The organism is Alkalibaculum bacchi, from assembly GCF_003317055.1.
Taxonomy (GTDB): domain Bacteria; phylum Bacillota; class Clostridia; order Eubacteriales; family Alkalibacteraceae; genus Alkalibaculum; species Alkalibaculum bacchi.
Window position 1 is genome coordinate 148,015 of sequence record NZ_QNRX01000001.1, and the last position, 15,041, is coordinate 163,055.

Genomic DNA, 15,041 nt, shown 5'->3' on the forward strand with positions numbered 1-15,041 from the left:
ACTCCTTAGTAATTCATTTTGTATGATGTTCTCTATTGGTTTTAAATCTTATATTTGTTCTTTTTTTGCATTTGATATACAATTGCTAGTATTTCTGCAACGGCTTTATATAAATCCATTGGAATGAAATCTCCTATTTCAACCCTTTTATACATAGCTCGAGCCAAGGGCTTATTTTCTACAATAGGAATTTTGCCTTCTTTGGCTTTCTCCTTAATCTTGAGAGCTATATAGTCTGCGCCTTTTGCCACCACAATAGGGGCATTATCCTTTTCTCCATCGTATCGTATGGCGACGGCAATATGGGTTGGGTTTGTCACCACTACAGTTGCAGTGGCAATATCGTCCATCATTCTACCCATGGCCAATTGCCTTTGCCTCTGTTGCCTTGCTGATTTAATTTGAGGATTTCCTTCCATTTCCTTGTATTCATCTTTAATTTCTTGTTTACTCATTCGCAAATTCTTTTTATGGTCAAACTTCTGAAAAACATAGTCGACAAGAGCTATAATTAGCATAATGACTCCTATACTTATACTTAGTTCTCTGATAAAAGACATAATAAAGAGAAAAATCTTCTCTGTCCCTATACTTCCACTATTTAGTATTTGTTTCCCGGATTCTTCTAAATTCTTAAAAGTCAAATAAAAAACTAGGATTAATTTCATTAAATTCTTTAGCAATGTAACAAAAGCTTTTTTTGAAAAGATATTCTTAAAACCTTTTATAGGATTTATTCGACTAAAATCAGGTTTTATGGTCTCACTAGTAAATAAAAAGCCTGTCTGAATCAAATTGCTCACAATTCCTACAACAACAGCTATAAGGGCAAAAGGAAGTACAAGCATAAAGTAGTGAAATACTCCATTTGTAAATAAACTGTTCATATTCTCCATATTGACATTGATGGTGTAGCCAATCTTTAATGAATTCCTCATATAAGCTAGTCCATTTGAGAATAGATACTGGCTTAAAGTCAGCAAACCCATTGTAAAAACCAAGAAGGATATGGCAGCATTTAAATCATTGCTCTTTGCTATTTGACCTTTTTTCTTAGAATCTCGAACCCGCTTGGGGGTAGCCTCTTCCGTCTTTGTATCCTTATCTACATCTGGCACTTTTCACCACCACCTTCTTAAGCGACCAGCGGCCAGCGTTCAGCCATCAGCCATCAGCCTTTGGTATTCCTTTTGGGTCAAGATCCTTCGCTAGCGCTCTAGGATGACTGGGGGCATTCTCTCGTCCGAAGGCGAGTATTTCAGCTTTCGGCATTCAGCTTTCCGCCTTTAAGATTTTCCTGTCCCACCTTACTACCTTACCACCTTACCACCTTACCACCTTACCACCTTACCACCTTACCACCTTTGTGATTGTAAGAAATTCTCTATATATCCAGGTACACTTCCGACGATTCCAGATATCTCCCTCATCACCCAGGACAAAATCATCATAAAAGCAATAAAACTAATTATTGCTTTTAAGGGCATTCCTAGCATGAGCACATTAATTTGGGGTACTGTCTTGGATATGATGCCTAGTGCAATATCTGTAACTAAGACTACGATAATCATAGGAACAGACAAATTTAATCCTAATTCAAATGCCATTCCAAAGAGCTTTACAATACCTTCTGGATTGAATTCGTTCAATACTACTGTCCCTAAAGGAACGTATTGAAAGGACTTTACAAGTGTTTCAATGACTGCATGATGTAGATCCAATACAAAAAAGAGGCTAATGCTGAGCCAATAATACACTTTTCCGTAATTGGAAGCGGAGGTCCCTGATAGAGGATTGTATACAGAAGCCATGGAAAATCCCACTTGAAAGTCTATGAGCTGCCCAGCGATTTCTGCTGCTGCAAAAATCACTTTAGAGATAAAACCAATAGCCACACCAAGAAGCACTTCTTTAAAACTGAGGAGTAAAAAATGCAATAGCTCATTTCCAATCTCTATTTCAGGTGTGATAGAATAAACTAATACTGTAAAAACAAAGGATAGCGACACCTTTAATATATTTGGAAACCCTTTATATGAAAAACCTGGACACACAACTATAAAAGAAGTGATGCGAAGGAATATGAGAATTAGTTTTTGTAATTGAATAATCATCATATTTCCTAACTAATAGTAGGAATCAATTTAAAAAGATCCCCAGTAAAAGATATTAACGTATTTAACATAAAGCTTCCAAAAACGATTAAAGCCACCATTACAGCTACAATCTTAGGTACAAAGCTCAAGGTTTGCTCCTGTATTTGAGTTGTGGCTTGTAATATACTAATAATAAGTCCAACAATTAAGGCAATGATCAGGACTGGTCCTGATACAAAGACAATTGTAAAAAAGGCATTTCTCATAATGTCTAATACTAATGTTTGAGTCATCTTATCACCTCTATATAAAACTTTCTATTAAAGATTCTACTACTAAGTACCAGCCATCAACTAAGACAAATAATAAAATCTTAAAGGGAAGAGAAATCATTACAGGCGGTAACATAAACATTCCCATAGACATGAGTATACTTGCCACAACCATATCGATTACTAAAAAAGGAATATATATAATAAATCCTATACTAAAAGCCGTCTTTAATTCGCTAATGGCAAAGGCAGGAATTACAGTAGTTAAAGGAATATCCATAGGCTCTTTAATATTTTCTATACCTGATGCCTTGACAAACAGCGCCAAGTCCTTTTCCCTAGTTTCTTTTAACATAAACTCTTTAATAGGGATTTCTGCTATATCTATTGCCTCTTCTTGCGTAATCTCCTCATTTAATAATGGAGTGATAGCTTCATCCATGACCCGTCCATAAATAGGTTGCATAATAAAGAATGTCAAAAACAGGGCAAGTCCAATAAGCAATTGATTTGGCGGCGTTTGTTGAGTTCCTAAACCACTTCTAAGAAAGGATAACACTACGATAATTCGGGTAAAACAAGTGGTCAAAATCAAAATAGAAGGTGCTAATGAGAGAACCGTCATAAGTATTAATAGTTTTACAGTATCTACCGTCGCTTCAGGGTTTTCTTCTCCATCACCAAATACGATTCCCAAAACGCTATCATTTTCTGCAAATGTCACCAAAGGATTCATGGCCATTATTAGTAATACAAGTATTAGAACTACAATCCATTTTTTTGTTCGTTTTCTAGTCAATTTATTTCCTCGCTCTAAAAGCACTATGTAATTTATTTTTGATTTGCATCTTGTTTTCCATCTTTAAAGCCATATGAACAATCTGTTCTTGATTTATTTTCTTTTCTTCAATGATCTCTAAGACATCCTCTTTATTTAATTCCTTCAGTATTTTGTTCTCACTACCTGTAAAACTCATCAGATAATAAGAGCCACAAATCTCTACAATGTTCAAAGATGAATTGTTACTCACAGAAACCCTCTCATGGACTTTAATCATCTTATTTTGTTTATTCATATGCTTATTTACATATTTTAGCGTAATATTTGCCAGCGCTATAACTGCAATCAGCACAAATATCGTTTGGACAACAGAAAAAAAAGCATTATAATTCACTTTTTCACACCCTTACTGAACAACCAAATCTATAAAGTAGACTCCGTTAATCATATCCCTATTTAATGACGTATTTAAATTTGTTACCATTTCTGTTTTTATATTCGATATATTTCCATTATCTAAAATTTCCGTGGCTGTTTTTTCACGTAAATCTGCAATGATTACGTCTCTTAATTTGTTCACATTTGCCTCAATCACTTTTACATCCTTTTTATCTTTACACATAAGAGCAACTTTTACTTTTATATAATTTTTCACATTGTTTTCAGGCCGTAAATTTAAGACGAATTCATCTAATAAAACGGTATGCTCCTCTTTTGGCTCAGCCTCTTTTGAACCAAAAACATCTAAATCTCCACCTACCATATAATACCCTATTGCTAAAACGAGACCTATTAGCATCAACAATAATACAATAATGATGATGGCGACAAGCCTCTTTGATTTTGTTTCTGAACTTGCTTCACTCTTTGCCACTTTAACCCTCACTTTCCTCTTCAAAGACGATAAATATATTAACTCTTCTATTAGCAGCTCGATTGGTTACGCTGTCATTGGGAACCATTGGTCTGTATTCTCCATAGCCTGTTGCAGAAATCCTTTTTGCATCAACCCCCTGTACCTCTGTTAGGTATCTTACTACGGAAACGGCTCTAGCAGTAGAAAGCTCCCAATTGGTTGGATAATCCCCTCCGCTTGGAACATTATCCGTATGACCTTCTATGACAATATCATTATCAAAATTATTAATGAGACCTTCTAACTGTTGAAGGATACTAAGACCGCTGTGTTTGATTCCAGCACTTCCTGATTCAAATAAAATAGCCTCTTTTATATCTACATATACGCCCTGTTCATCTGCGCTAACAGATACCTTTTCTTCTAATCCCTGTTTTGTAATGTATTCATTTACCTGATCATAAATAGCTTGTTGTCCTCCACTTAGTATGGGCATATCTCCATCAGCCCCCTCAAAGATAGAGTCCTGTGTGTTACCACTACCTGCCAAAGCCAATTGAAGTGATGAACTAACATGTGCAAATTTTTCAGAATCGACGGAGGACATAGAAAACAACAATATAAAAAAGGTCAAGAGCAGAGACATTAAATCAGAAAATGTGGTCAACCACTCTCCTGAAGCACCGCTACTTTCCTTTTTTCTTCTTCTCCTACTCATAGCTCGTTGCCTCTTTTGATACATCAGCAGCATTAGCTAATTCCTTTTTCTCTGCTGGAGATAGATATGTAAGAAGTTTATCTTCTACCACTCGAGGATTGCTGCCCCTTTGAATTGCCAATACACCATCTATAATCATCTCGCCGGTGTAGATTTCTTCATCTGTTTGCACAGCTAGATTCGATGCAATAGGAATAAAAATCATATTCGCTAGTAAAGAACCATAAAATGTAGTAATTAAAGCAACAGACATACCACTACCTATAGTACTAGGATCTTCTAATTCCGCCAGCATAACAACTAACCCTATAAGAGTACCTATCATACCGAAGGCTGGAGCAAATTCGCCCCATTTTGAAAACACAGCTTGTCCAGACCTATGGCGATCTTCTAAGGCATCTAATTTGGACTCCATAATCTCCTTTATACTATCTGGCTCTACGCCATCAATAACCATTTGCAATCCAGAAACTAAAAATTCATTATCAATAGCTGAAATATCATCTTCCAGTGCCAATAATCCATCCTTTCGAGCTTTTCTTGCAAGATCTGAAAAGATCGTAACCAGCTCTTTTCTATTATTGGGAGGGGATGATATCAATTTTTTTATCATAATAGGTATCTTCAAAATGCTCTTTATGGGAAAGCTAATAACTAAGGCGCTAAAGGATCCAAATACAGTGATTACGATAGCTGGAAAATCATAAAAATTAAAAAGCTCTCCACTCTGATTAATGGACCAGAAAACCAATACCATTCCAACGACTATACCTATTAAAGGTGTTTTGTTCTTCATTACTCTCCTCCTGTTGCACCCCTATAAATGCGCCTTTTGTAGTCTACAATCTTTTCTACAATGTCATCTGTTTTATCTATTACCCGTAAGATTTTACCATCTGTCAATGTGATGATTGTATCAGGGGCTTGTTCAATTTTATATATCAACTCACTATTTAAGCAAAATTCTTTTCCATTTATAGTAGTAAGTACAATCACAATTCTATCTCCCCTTACGTGTTTAAGTGTTGTATTTGTTTTAGCGGAAAGCGGAAGTTTAGGTCACCAATGGTGACCGTAAGGCGGAACGGTGAGGCACCGTTCCCTACAATTTATCTCCAACATTCAACATCCAATGGTCATCTCTAACTTTCAACAGCCGCTAATCATCCTCAGCGTAGCGAAGAATCTTAGACCCAAAAGCTCGACCCAAGCATTATCTCGCCTCTAGGCGAGTTGGTTTTGCTGACCACCTGACCACCTGACCACCTGATCACCTAATAAACTATCTCTTCAAATTAATCAACTCTTGCAACATCTCATCGGAAGTAGAGATGGTTCTTGAATTGGCTTGATATGCTCTGCTTGTAACGATCATCTCTGTAAACTCTGTTGCCAAGTCTACATTCGACATTTCTAGAGAGCTTTGGCGAATGTAACCATAGCCTGGGCTTCCTGCTTTTCCGTTTTCAGGGATACCAGAATTCTCTGTAGCTAAGTATGTGTTGCCTCCAGCTTTCTCTAAACCTGCAGTATTGCTAAAGCTTACTATTCCAACCTGCCCGAGTACATGAGATTGTGTTATGTTTACACCATCGCTGTAGACGCCGACAATTTTACCAGTTCTATCAACAGAAAAACTCTGAAGTTCAAGAACTGTTCCTCCAACAGTCAGTTCTTCTGGAATCGTTAATGGTTTTAGCTGAGTTGGATCGTGGATAATTGTTTGCGCAGTCGTTGGAAAAGTATCTAATATACCATCAGCATTACTATCTGTACCATCTGTATAACCTAATACTTTGTGACCACTACCTGTTACAAGATTTCCAGCATAATCCTTATAAAGCGCACCATCTCTTGTGTAGCTTACAGATAGTCCATTATCCTCGGATACTGCAAAAAAACCATTCCCTTCTATTGCAAAATCCAATTCTCTATTAGTAGATTGTAACGAACCATCTGTCATTATGGTATCAATAGCGCCTACTTTTACACCTAAACCAACTTGTTGTGGATTGACACCACCAGAACCAGCAGTAGGAGCTTGTTCATTGGATATGGTTTGACTTAACATATCCTGAAAATTTACTCTGCCTGATTTAAAGGCTGTCGTATTTACATTGGCTATATTATTTGCAACTACGTCCATCTTTGTTTGAAAGCTCTTCATTCCTGTTACACCTGAATACAGTGATTTTATCATCTTACTTCCTCCTAAATGTGCTCCGCTTCAATCAGTCAGCGGGCTTCGGCTTCCATAAGGTCCAGCCGTTTATTTTACTACAATTGCACTATCAATATTAGTTACTACATCCATCTCTTTATTCTGCATAGCAGTAATAATAGTTCTATTACTTACACTGGCGATAAAAGCCATATCCTTATAAATCATCAAGCTTTCCTTTGCACCCTTTTTTTCTAGGGTATCCATGGCTTGATTTAGTCGAGTTAGATCTCCATCATTTAAGCTTATATGCCTTTCATTTATCCTTTGCTGAGCATGAGCAGAGATTTTTATTTTATCTTCCTTTTTGCCAATGCTATCTTGTAATACCTTTTGAAAATCCTTGCTATTTGTTTTAGCACTTTTCGTATCTGTGCTATGAATGGGTGGGATAAACTGTCCTCGATGAATTCGAAAACTCATTTGCTCACCTCTGGATTTGAAACTTCTACTATTGAGCCTAAGTAGTAGTCTTTTCCTTGTACTTGAATAATTCCATAACCGCCTTCAAATTTGACTTTTTCTACATTACCTGTAATATTATTGCCTTCTCCATCTGATAAAGTTACTTCTTTCCCCATAAGGCTAAAAGCATACTGTTGCTGTCCCATTAATGTGAGGATATTTAAACTGTCTGAAATCTTACTCATCTCATCTAGAACAGAAAATTGTGCCATCTGAGAAATGTAATCCGTATTGCTTCCACTTCCTCCACTGCCTCCCATGGGATTTTGATTACTGATTTCAGCAGCCATAATTTGAAGAAAGTCCTCTGTGGATAGACTGCCTCGATTATTGGTTTTAGTGCTATCATTAGCTGTAGTTTGCCCAATGGCAATACCATTTCGTATCTCCATATTTTCCCTCCTTTATGCTAAGATACTTATCTGTCTACTTCCTGATGATTTTGATTCACCATAAGAAAGCTCTGGTGATGTGGTTTTTAGATCATACCTTGTTTTTACATAATGATTTTTATGCTGATGGGGGTTAGAATCTCTGTGAGCACTGCCGTCCCCTTGATCATTTAAATCAATATGTACTTCATCTAATTGAATATTTTGTCTGTTTAAATTATCATTTAATTCACTTAGTTTACTTTGAAATAATTGTTTGACAGATTCATTATCTACTAGAATCTTTGCCATAACTTTACCCTCTTCTAAATGAAGAATCACATTAACAGTACCTAGCTCTTCAGGATAAAGTTTTACCTTCATTACACTAGTGTCTCCATCAGACGTAGTCTCAATAAGCTCTATAATAGAATCATTAACCTTTTGCAGATTTTCATTAGAATATTCACCTTCTAATGAATTCATCATAAATTCGTTAGAAGTAATTTTTAATTCTTTCATAAAAGGATCTACTATACCAGTTTGTGTTACTTCATGAGTCTCTGTAGTCAAATTGTCCTGAAAGTCTGTATTTATTTCATTACCATCGATTTTCACAGCACCTTTATCATTTACTTCTAAAGTCCCTTTTATATTGTGAATATCTAATGTAGTAGGCGCTTGGCTAAGGATAGAGTTTTCTACTTGATTTAAGTTCACACTCTGTCCTAAATTGGCTGTACGAGTTAGCTTGTCTGCACTTTTCATATTGTCTATCGAACCACTAATAATTTGCGTCCTAGCTTCTATATCTTCTACATAGTCTATCTTGGCATTACAACCATCCTGTTGCTCATGGATGAGTAATCCATCCTCATTACTTGTCTTAATACTGCCTACAGGACTATAGTAATTCGAATTGATGGTGTCTCTAACTTGTTCTTTCGTTTCACTAGAAATCTTCTCAGGTGCAAAAATCGTTTGTGGCAGCTCTTGATTTTTATCAGGGCTTACTCCTTCAAGTGCTTCAGCAATGGTGTTCTTCATAGGATTCACTTTACCATTACTTAATGGACTATTGTTTTGTTCAGGAGGTATCTCCATTTTAATTCTCCCAATAATAGGAAGGTATTCTTCTCCATTTTCACCCTTTTGAATCTGATGATATGGCAAGTAATTCGTAGGAGCACTCTCTGTTTGTGTATTACTGTGTTCATTCACATTGTTCGTCAGCTCTAGAGCTTCTGGACTTGATGTAATAAGGTGTTGTGGTTTGATTGTATTTAGCTCATTTATATTTTCTATAGCTACTGTCTCTACTTTGCTGGTGATTAACACATTATTGTCATTAGGTAAAGCATTTTGTAGCCCTATATAAAATGGATTGTACAGAGTGTTTTCTTGGTAGTGAACTAACTTTTGATCATCCTCCGATGGAAACTCCATCTCGCTTAAAGTCTTCCCAGCCATATAAACAGCCTCTTCATCAGATTTAAGAGGTTGTATATCAATCTGCACATCATGCCCTGTTGACGAGTTGTCCTGTACATCTGTCAGAGATGAGCTTGAAATCATATTATGCGATCTTTTCATCAGCTTGCTATTTTCTTGAATAGAGTCTTGATTTATAGAATTTGTCTCGGCATCTCCTAAGTGGTTGTAATGGGGAGCTTCTCCATTTAATATATCAACAAGCAACTGCTCAAAAGCTACAGGATTGGCTGTATTAGACTTCTGGATTTTTGTACCTGGCAATATGATTTGGATGTTTTCGGTCTTCACTTTTTTCACCTCCTTTCGTTATCGTTATAAGTTGTAAGTTCTATGTAAAAACCTAGGTGTGCTAATCGCATATGAGGGATCGCGCCATTCAAAGCGTAGCGAAGAATCTCACAAACTAACTATTAAGTTGTACATCATATATTAGAAAGACTTTATAATCCTTTTATATATTCATTGGACACTGAAAAATGAACACTGAACATTGAATAGTACAAATATGCGACTATTTACTTAGGTTTTATATACTCCTAATTGTTTATTGTTCCATATTCATTATTCATTGCGACATAAGTCGCATATTCGCTTACCACCTTACCACCTCGTATTTTAGCACCGCCATCTCATCTAAATTCTTCTGCTCTATCGCCTTTTCACTGTCTTGGTACGCTTCAAAGTCTTTTTCTTTGAGCTTTTCTATAATCTTTCGGTCTTTTTGGGCGGAGATGAGTTCTTGGCGGGCTTTTTCTAGGTTTTTTCTTGATTCTTCGATACATATTAATTGAGCTTGTATCCTTTTTTCTAACCATTCTTTGCATAGGTATAGCTGTCTAAGTTCTACAATGTTTTTACATCGATTTGATTTTAGCTTTATGCTGTCTTCTTCTGTTCGGAGTTCTATAAGTTTGGACTTTTGCTTCATTAGGTCCCGTTGCATAGATGCAAAGTTTTCCATTGAGGTCTTTTCTTTATTTGCTCGTAATTCTAGTACTTTTTCCATGGAAAATTTATAAGTTTTCATCATTAACCTCGTTTAGTTTAATGTCATTATCATTATTAGCTCTATTTCATGGCTTCCTCTAACAATCCTTTTGTGTCTTCATAGGAACAATACTCTTCTACTCTTTGTCTTAAAAATGTATTGATTCGATTATTAAGTTCAATTGCTCGATCTATTTTAGGATTGCTTCCACTTACATAGGCACCTACATTGATTAGATCTTCGGATTCTTGATAGGTTGCCAAATTTTCTTTTAGCTCTCCTGACAAAAGATAATGATCTTCTGAGACGATTTCTTTCATAATTCTACTGATGCTATTTTGAATATCTATTGCAGGAAAGTGATTCTTTGCGGCGATTTTTCTCGATAAGATAATATGTCCATCTAGTATTCCTCGAACCGAATCGGAAATAGGCTCGTTCATATCATCTCCTTCTACTAGCACTGTATAAAAGGCAGTGATGGATCCGGTTTTGGCCATACCACTTCTTTCTAGCAATTTCGGTAATTTTGTAAAGACCGAAGGAGTATATCCTTTCGTCGTTGGAGGTTCTCCAGTTGCCAAACCAATCTCTCTTTGTGCCATGGCAAACCGCGTGACAGAGTCCATCATGAGCATGACTTTTTTACCTTGATCTCTAAAGTACTCTGCAATAGCAGTAGCTACGAACGCTCCCTTTAATCGGACTAATGGGGGCTGATCTGAAGTAGCACATACGACAATTGATTTTTTATAGCCTTCTGGACCTAAATCCTTTTCAATAAACTCTAAGACTTCTCTTCCCCTCTCGCCTACAAGGGCTATAACATTTACATCAGCTTCACAATAGCGAGCAATCATCCCTAGCAAGGTACTCTTGCCCACACCACTACCTGCAAAGATTCCAATTCTTTGACCCTCTCCGCAAGTGAGTATGCCATCTATGGCTTTGACCCCTGTGCTCATGATTTGTTCAATCTTTCTTCTCTCAAAGGGATTAGGTGGAGACCTGTCTACGTCGTAAAACCCCCCTTCTATTTCAAAATTGCTGTCAATAGGTCTTCCTAAGCCATCCAAGGTATGTCCTAAAAGCTGATCACTTATCTGTACTTTTAGGGCACTTCCTGTAGGTTTTACGATACATCCAGGTCCAATCCCTTGTAAATCGTCTAAAGGCATTAGGAGTACACTATTGTCTTTAAAACCAACTACTTCCGTTAGAACGACCTTGTCAGAGGATTGAATGTATATTTCACATATCTCTCCCATAAATACATCCAAGCCTTCTACCTGTATGATCAAGCCAATAACGTGAGTTACCTTGCCCATTACAGTATAGTAGTTTTTTTTCTTGATGACATTTCTATAGCGTTCAAAAGGTATCGTAAACAAAGAATCACTCCATGTTTGTAATCTCATGTATCATTGATTTTATTTGTGTTTTAATTTGTAAATCTACAATTTGCCCTTCATCCTCTATGACTACACCATCTTCTTCTAAATTAGAGTCTTCTAAGATGATAAATTTTCCATTAGGGCACATATTCTCTAATTGATATACATTCATCCTTACATGATTTATATTATGAGGATGACACCTGAGAATGATATTCTCTTTCTTACCATACTGCTCAAGAATAGGTTTAATCAATAAGAGGATATTTTGTGAGGATGCATCAATAGTAGTGTGAACAATTGCCTCTGCCATATCCGCTGCCAAACCAATAATTGAGTTTTTGTTGTCGTGGCAATACTTTTTGACTTCCTCTTCTGCTTGTCTTAGCAAGTTTATGGCACTGTTTCTAATAGCTTGACCTTCACCATGTGCCTTTTCCATTCCTTCTTCATAACCTCTGCTAAAGCCTACCTGATACCCTTCGTCAAAGCCCTTTTGGCTGGCTTCACTCTTTATCTTTTCAGCTTCTTCATAGGCATTTTGGAGGATAGATTGTTTTTCTCTTTCTATCTCGTCTAGAAGTTCTCTTTGGATTTTTTCTCTAAGAGTAGTTTCTACTTCACTGCTCACTGTTTCCTGTACCACGGGCTTTTCTTCATCTAGTACAGATGGTATAGAGGATTTTTCATAATCAATCTTCGTATCGATGAGAGACACTTGGCCATTGTCGTAAGCAATGGCATGATTTTTTATAATTTTATAAGATGACAGAATCTTGATCGCCTCTTCCTATTACAATTTCACCTGCTTCATCTAGTCTTCTAATGATGCCTACAATTTTTTGTTGAGCATCTTCAACAGTAGAAAGTCTTACAGGACCCATAAATTTAATGTCTTCTTTTAGCATATCCGCAGCACGTTTTGACATATTGCTAAATACTGTGCTAGATACAATCTCTGATGCTCCCTTCAATGCAAGAACCAGATCTTCATTTGCAACTTCTCGAAGAATTCTTTGAATAGAACCTTTATCCAGATTGACAATGTCCTCAAAGATAAATAGATTAGATTTTATAATTTCTGCTAAATCTGGCTGAGCGTCTTCAAGTGCATTAATGATGTTTTTTTCAGTACTTCGATCTACGGAGTTGAGAATCTCTACTAGTGTTTTTACGCCACCTATAGTCTCTGTATCATTCTCTACAAGGCTAGTAAATTTATTTTCCATAATTTCTTCAATCCTCTTAATGACGATTGGAGAGGTTCGATTGATGGTTCCGATTCTTTCAGCGATTTCCGTCTGCAATTCAACAGGAAATTCGGATAATACTATAGCCGATTTTTCTGGTTGCATATAGCACATAATTAAGGCTATTGTTTGAGGGTGTTCATTTCTCAGCAAATTGGTCAACTGCTGTGGATCTGCTTTTCTCGCTATGGCAAAAGGCTTTTCTTTTTGCTGTATTTGATAGAGAACATCTATGACCTCTTTCGCACGCTGAGCCCCTAGGGCCTTATTTAGTAAATTCTTTGCATAATCTATGCCCCCATCTAAAACGTATTCTTTTGCAGACGCCATATCTACAAAGTCACTAAGAACTTTATGTTTTTCAGCAGGCTCCACATAGTCAATATTTGCAATCTCATAAGTAACCTTTTTAATAATATTATCTGGTAATGATTTTAGTATTTGTGATGATGTTTCAGGACCTAAAGCTATTAGTAAAATAGCTGCCTTCCTTGCACCACTGTTTTTTGTCTGCATTGTCGCCACCTTTACTCTTGAATCCATGTTTTGATTAAATCTGCTACGATCTCTGGATTATCCTTCGCATAATTTTGCGCCTTTACTTCCTTCGCATCTGTTTTTACTTCTATATTTAAAGATTGTTTCGTATCCTCTTCATTTGCCATCCTTAACATCTCCATTGCTGTTGCTTCAGGCTGCAAATCCATCGCTAATTGACCTTGAGCTAGTTCCCTATTAGCAAATAACTCTTTCTGTTTTCTCCTAGAGAAGATGAGTCTAATGAGAGCTATTAATATCACAATTCCAAGGGCACTTAATAATGCGAAAATCACGTACTCACCGTATTTTTCAAATAGACTGCGATTATTTAATTCTTCTAATTCAATGGCTCGTAGTTCTTCTTCTAGCTGTTTTTCACTGGTTTTGTCAAAGATTACACCTTCAACGGTAATGACATCGCCCCGTTCTACATTGTATCCTGTTGCTGACGCCACAATATTTTGTATGCTTTGAATATCTCGATTTGCTAGCTCCCCATCGTAAATAACAGATGTAGTTAATTTATTTACCTTTCCAGGAGCCTTTATCCTTTGGGTTGTGGTAGAGTTTAATTCATTATTTATAGTTCTTTCATAAGTAGAGCCGCTGCCCTGTTGGCTCTCTACTACATTACTTACATTGTCATCTATATTGCCACCGGTAGCATTTTGCATCTCAATAGTATCTCCACTAGCAGATACTTGCTCGCTTCGAAGAACAGGCTCTTGATATGTGATTATTGTGCTTTCTTCTGAATCAAAGTCTAAATCTGCATAGACGGATATTTTTATTTTATCCTTGCCATAAGCACTGCCCAACAAATCATCTAGATTGGATTCAAGCTCTGATTCAAATTGTTTTTTTATTTCTTGATAGCCAGATGCAATATCTGTTGCATTTAATTCAGTATCTTCTTGTAAAAATGCGCTGAGGAGATTGCCCTTTGAATCAATTACTTGAATGTTTTTTTCAGGCAAATTGTCTACTGCCCCAGAAACCAATGAGGCAATGCCTTTGACCATGTCGTTTGTGACTTTTTGATTGGGTTTTACATCTACTATAACAGATGCACTAGCCTCTTTATCCTCTTTTTCAAATATGCTCTTTTCAGGCATCACTAAGTGCACTTTTGCAGACTTTATAGCCTCTAAGGACATAATTGAACGCTGTAGTTCTCCTGTTAGAGCCCTTTGATACATGATCTCTCGATCTTCTTCTGTGGCCATTAAGCCCGTATCATCAAAGATCTCAAAACCGGTGGAATTTTCAGGCATCATTGCATTCATTGCCAATTGCAAACGGTATTCATCTACTTGTTTTTTGTCAATGAGGATATCACTACCGCCATTTTCTAATTTATACTTCATTTTCTTCGTTTCTAGATCACTTACGATATTTCCTGCATCACTAAGTTCTAAATCACTAAATAAAGTAACGTATTCTGTTCTTTGTGTAAAATAGGTATAGATAGAAACAAAGGCAAGAATACTTACTAAAAAAGTAATCATTAAGACTTTTTTCCTCTTGTCAATCTTGTTCCAACCACTCTTTGCTCCATCTAAAACTGCCACAAATCTTTCCATCGTATTAAAATA

At 36.5% G+C, this 15,041-nt stretch carries 18 protein-coding genes; all 18 read right to left on the reverse strand.

The window, feature by feature from the left end:
- Positions 1-41: 41 nt before the first annotated feature.
- The gene (gene flhB, locus DES36_RS00710; protein ID WP_113919301.1) at positions 42-1,118 is read right to left on the reverse strand and encodes a flagellar biosynthesis protein FlhB; all 1,077 of its coding nucleotides are present in this window, start codon (positions 1,116-1,118) and stop codon (positions 42-44) included.
- 237 nt (positions 1,119-1,355) lie between these two features.
- Complete coding sequence (fliR, locus tag DES36_RS00715) at positions 1,356-2,117, reverse strand: flagellar biosynthetic protein FliR (protein ID WP_207657407.1); 762 nt, start codon at positions 2,115-2,117, stop codon at positions 1,356-1,358.
- Positions 2,118-2,122: 5 nt separating this feature from the next.
- Positions 2,123-2,389, reverse strand: coding sequence for a flagellar biosynthesis protein FliQ (fliQ, locus tag DES36_RS00720; RefSeq protein WP_113919303.1), 267 nt, complete (start codon positions 2,387-2,389; stop codon positions 2,123-2,125).
- A 10-nt stretch (positions 2,390-2,399) separates the two neighbouring features.
- Complete coding sequence (gene fliP / locus DES36_RS00725) at positions 2,400-3,110, reverse strand: flagellar type III secretion system pore protein FliP (RefSeq protein WP_207657414.1); 711 nt, start codon at positions 3,108-3,110, stop codon at positions 2,400-2,402.
- A 58-nt stretch (positions 3,111-3,168) separates the two neighbouring features.
- On the reverse strand, positions 3,169-3,543 hold the full coding sequence (locus DES36_RS00730) for a flagellar biosynthetic protein FliO (RefSeq protein WP_113919304.1): 375 nt from the start codon (positions 3,541-3,543) through the stop codon (positions 3,169-3,171).
- A 12-nt stretch (positions 3,544-3,555) separates the two neighbouring features.
- The gene (locus tag DES36_RS00735) at positions 3,556-4,023 is read right to left on the reverse strand and encodes a flagellar basal body-associated FliL family protein (protein WP_113919305.1); all 468 of its coding nucleotides are present in this window, start codon (positions 4,021-4,023) and stop codon (positions 3,556-3,558) included.
- Position 4,024: 1 nt separating this feature from the next.
- Positions 4,025-4,723 (reverse strand): OmpA family protein, encoded by a 699-nt coding sequence (locus DES36_RS00740; protein ID WP_113919306.1) that lies wholly within the window; start codon positions 4,721-4,723, stop codon positions 4,025-4,027.
- Complete coding sequence (locus tag DES36_RS00745) at positions 4,716-5,519, reverse strand: motility protein A (protein WP_113919307.1); 804 nt, start codon at positions 5,517-5,519, stop codon at positions 4,716-4,718. Before DES36_RS00745 ends, DES36_RS00740 begins: the two co-directional genes overlap by 8 nt.
- Complete coding sequence (locus DES36_RS00750) at positions 5,519-5,719, reverse strand: flagellar FlbD family protein (RefSeq protein ID WP_113919308.1); 201 nt, start codon at positions 5,717-5,719, stop codon at positions 5,519-5,521. The genes DES36_RS00745 and DES36_RS00750 overlap by 1 nt, the downstream gene beginning before the upstream one ends.
- Before the next feature lie 286 nt (positions 5,720-6,005).
- Positions 6,006-6,923 carry a flagellar hook-basal body complex protein gene (locus DES36_RS00755; protein WP_113919309.1) on the reverse strand — a complete coding sequence of 306 codons (918 nt, stop codon included), beginning with the start codon at positions 6,921-6,923 and terminating at the stop codon, positions 6,006-6,008.
- A 69-nt stretch (positions 6,924-6,992) separates the two neighbouring features.
- Complete coding sequence (locus DES36_RS00760) at positions 6,993-7,367, reverse strand: TIGR02530 family flagellar biosynthesis protein (protein WP_113919310.1); 375 nt, start codon at positions 7,365-7,367, stop codon at positions 6,993-6,995.
- Positions 7,364-7,801 carry a flagellar hook capping FlgD N-terminal domain-containing protein gene (locus DES36_RS00765; RefSeq protein ID WP_113919311.1) on the reverse strand — a complete coding sequence of 146 codons (438 nt, stop codon included), beginning with the start codon at positions 7,799-7,801 and terminating at the stop codon, positions 7,364-7,366. The genes DES36_RS00760 and DES36_RS00765 overlap by 4 nt, the downstream gene beginning before the upstream one ends.
- A 12-nt stretch (positions 7,802-7,813) precedes the next feature.
- Positions 7,814-9,562: a flagellar hook-length control protein FliK gene (locus DES36_RS00770; protein ID WP_113919312.1), complete on the reverse strand. Its 1,749-nt coding sequence runs from the start codon at positions 9,560-9,562 to the stop codon at positions 7,814-7,816.
- 304 nt (positions 9,563-9,866) lie between these two features.
- A complete protein-coding gene (gene fliJ, locus DES36_RS00775; RefSeq protein WP_207657408.1) occupies positions 9,867-10,301 on the reverse strand; it encodes a flagellar export protein FliJ in 435 nt (144 codons plus the stop codon).
- 41 nt (positions 10,302-10,342) lie between these two features.
- Positions 10,343-11,680, reverse strand: a complete 1,338-nt coding sequence (fliI, locus tag DES36_RS00780) for a flagellar protein export ATPase FliI (RefSeq protein ID WP_113919314.1) — start codon at positions 11,678-11,680, stop codon at positions 10,343-10,345.
- The gene (locus tag DES36_RS00785; protein WP_113919315.1) at positions 11,658-12,374 is read right to left on the reverse strand and encodes a FliH/SctL family protein; all 717 of its coding nucleotides are present in this window, start codon (positions 12,372-12,374) and stop codon (positions 11,658-11,660) included. Before DES36_RS00785 ends, fliI begins: the two co-directional genes overlap by 23 nt.
- 40 nt (positions 12,375-12,414) lie before the next feature.
- Positions 12,415-13,422: a flagellar motor switch protein FliG gene (fliG, locus tag DES36_RS00790; RefSeq protein ID WP_113919316.1), complete on the reverse strand. Its 1,008-nt coding sequence runs from the start codon at positions 13,420-13,422 to the stop codon at positions 12,415-12,417.
- A gap of 11 nt (positions 13,423-13,433) precedes the next feature.
- A complete protein-coding gene (gene fliF, locus DES36_RS00795; protein WP_113919317.1) occupies positions 13,434-15,029 on the reverse strand; it encodes a flagellar basal-body MS-ring/collar protein FliF in 1,596 nt (531 codons plus the stop codon).
- Between the last annotated feature and the right edge of the window lie 12 nt (positions 15,030-15,041).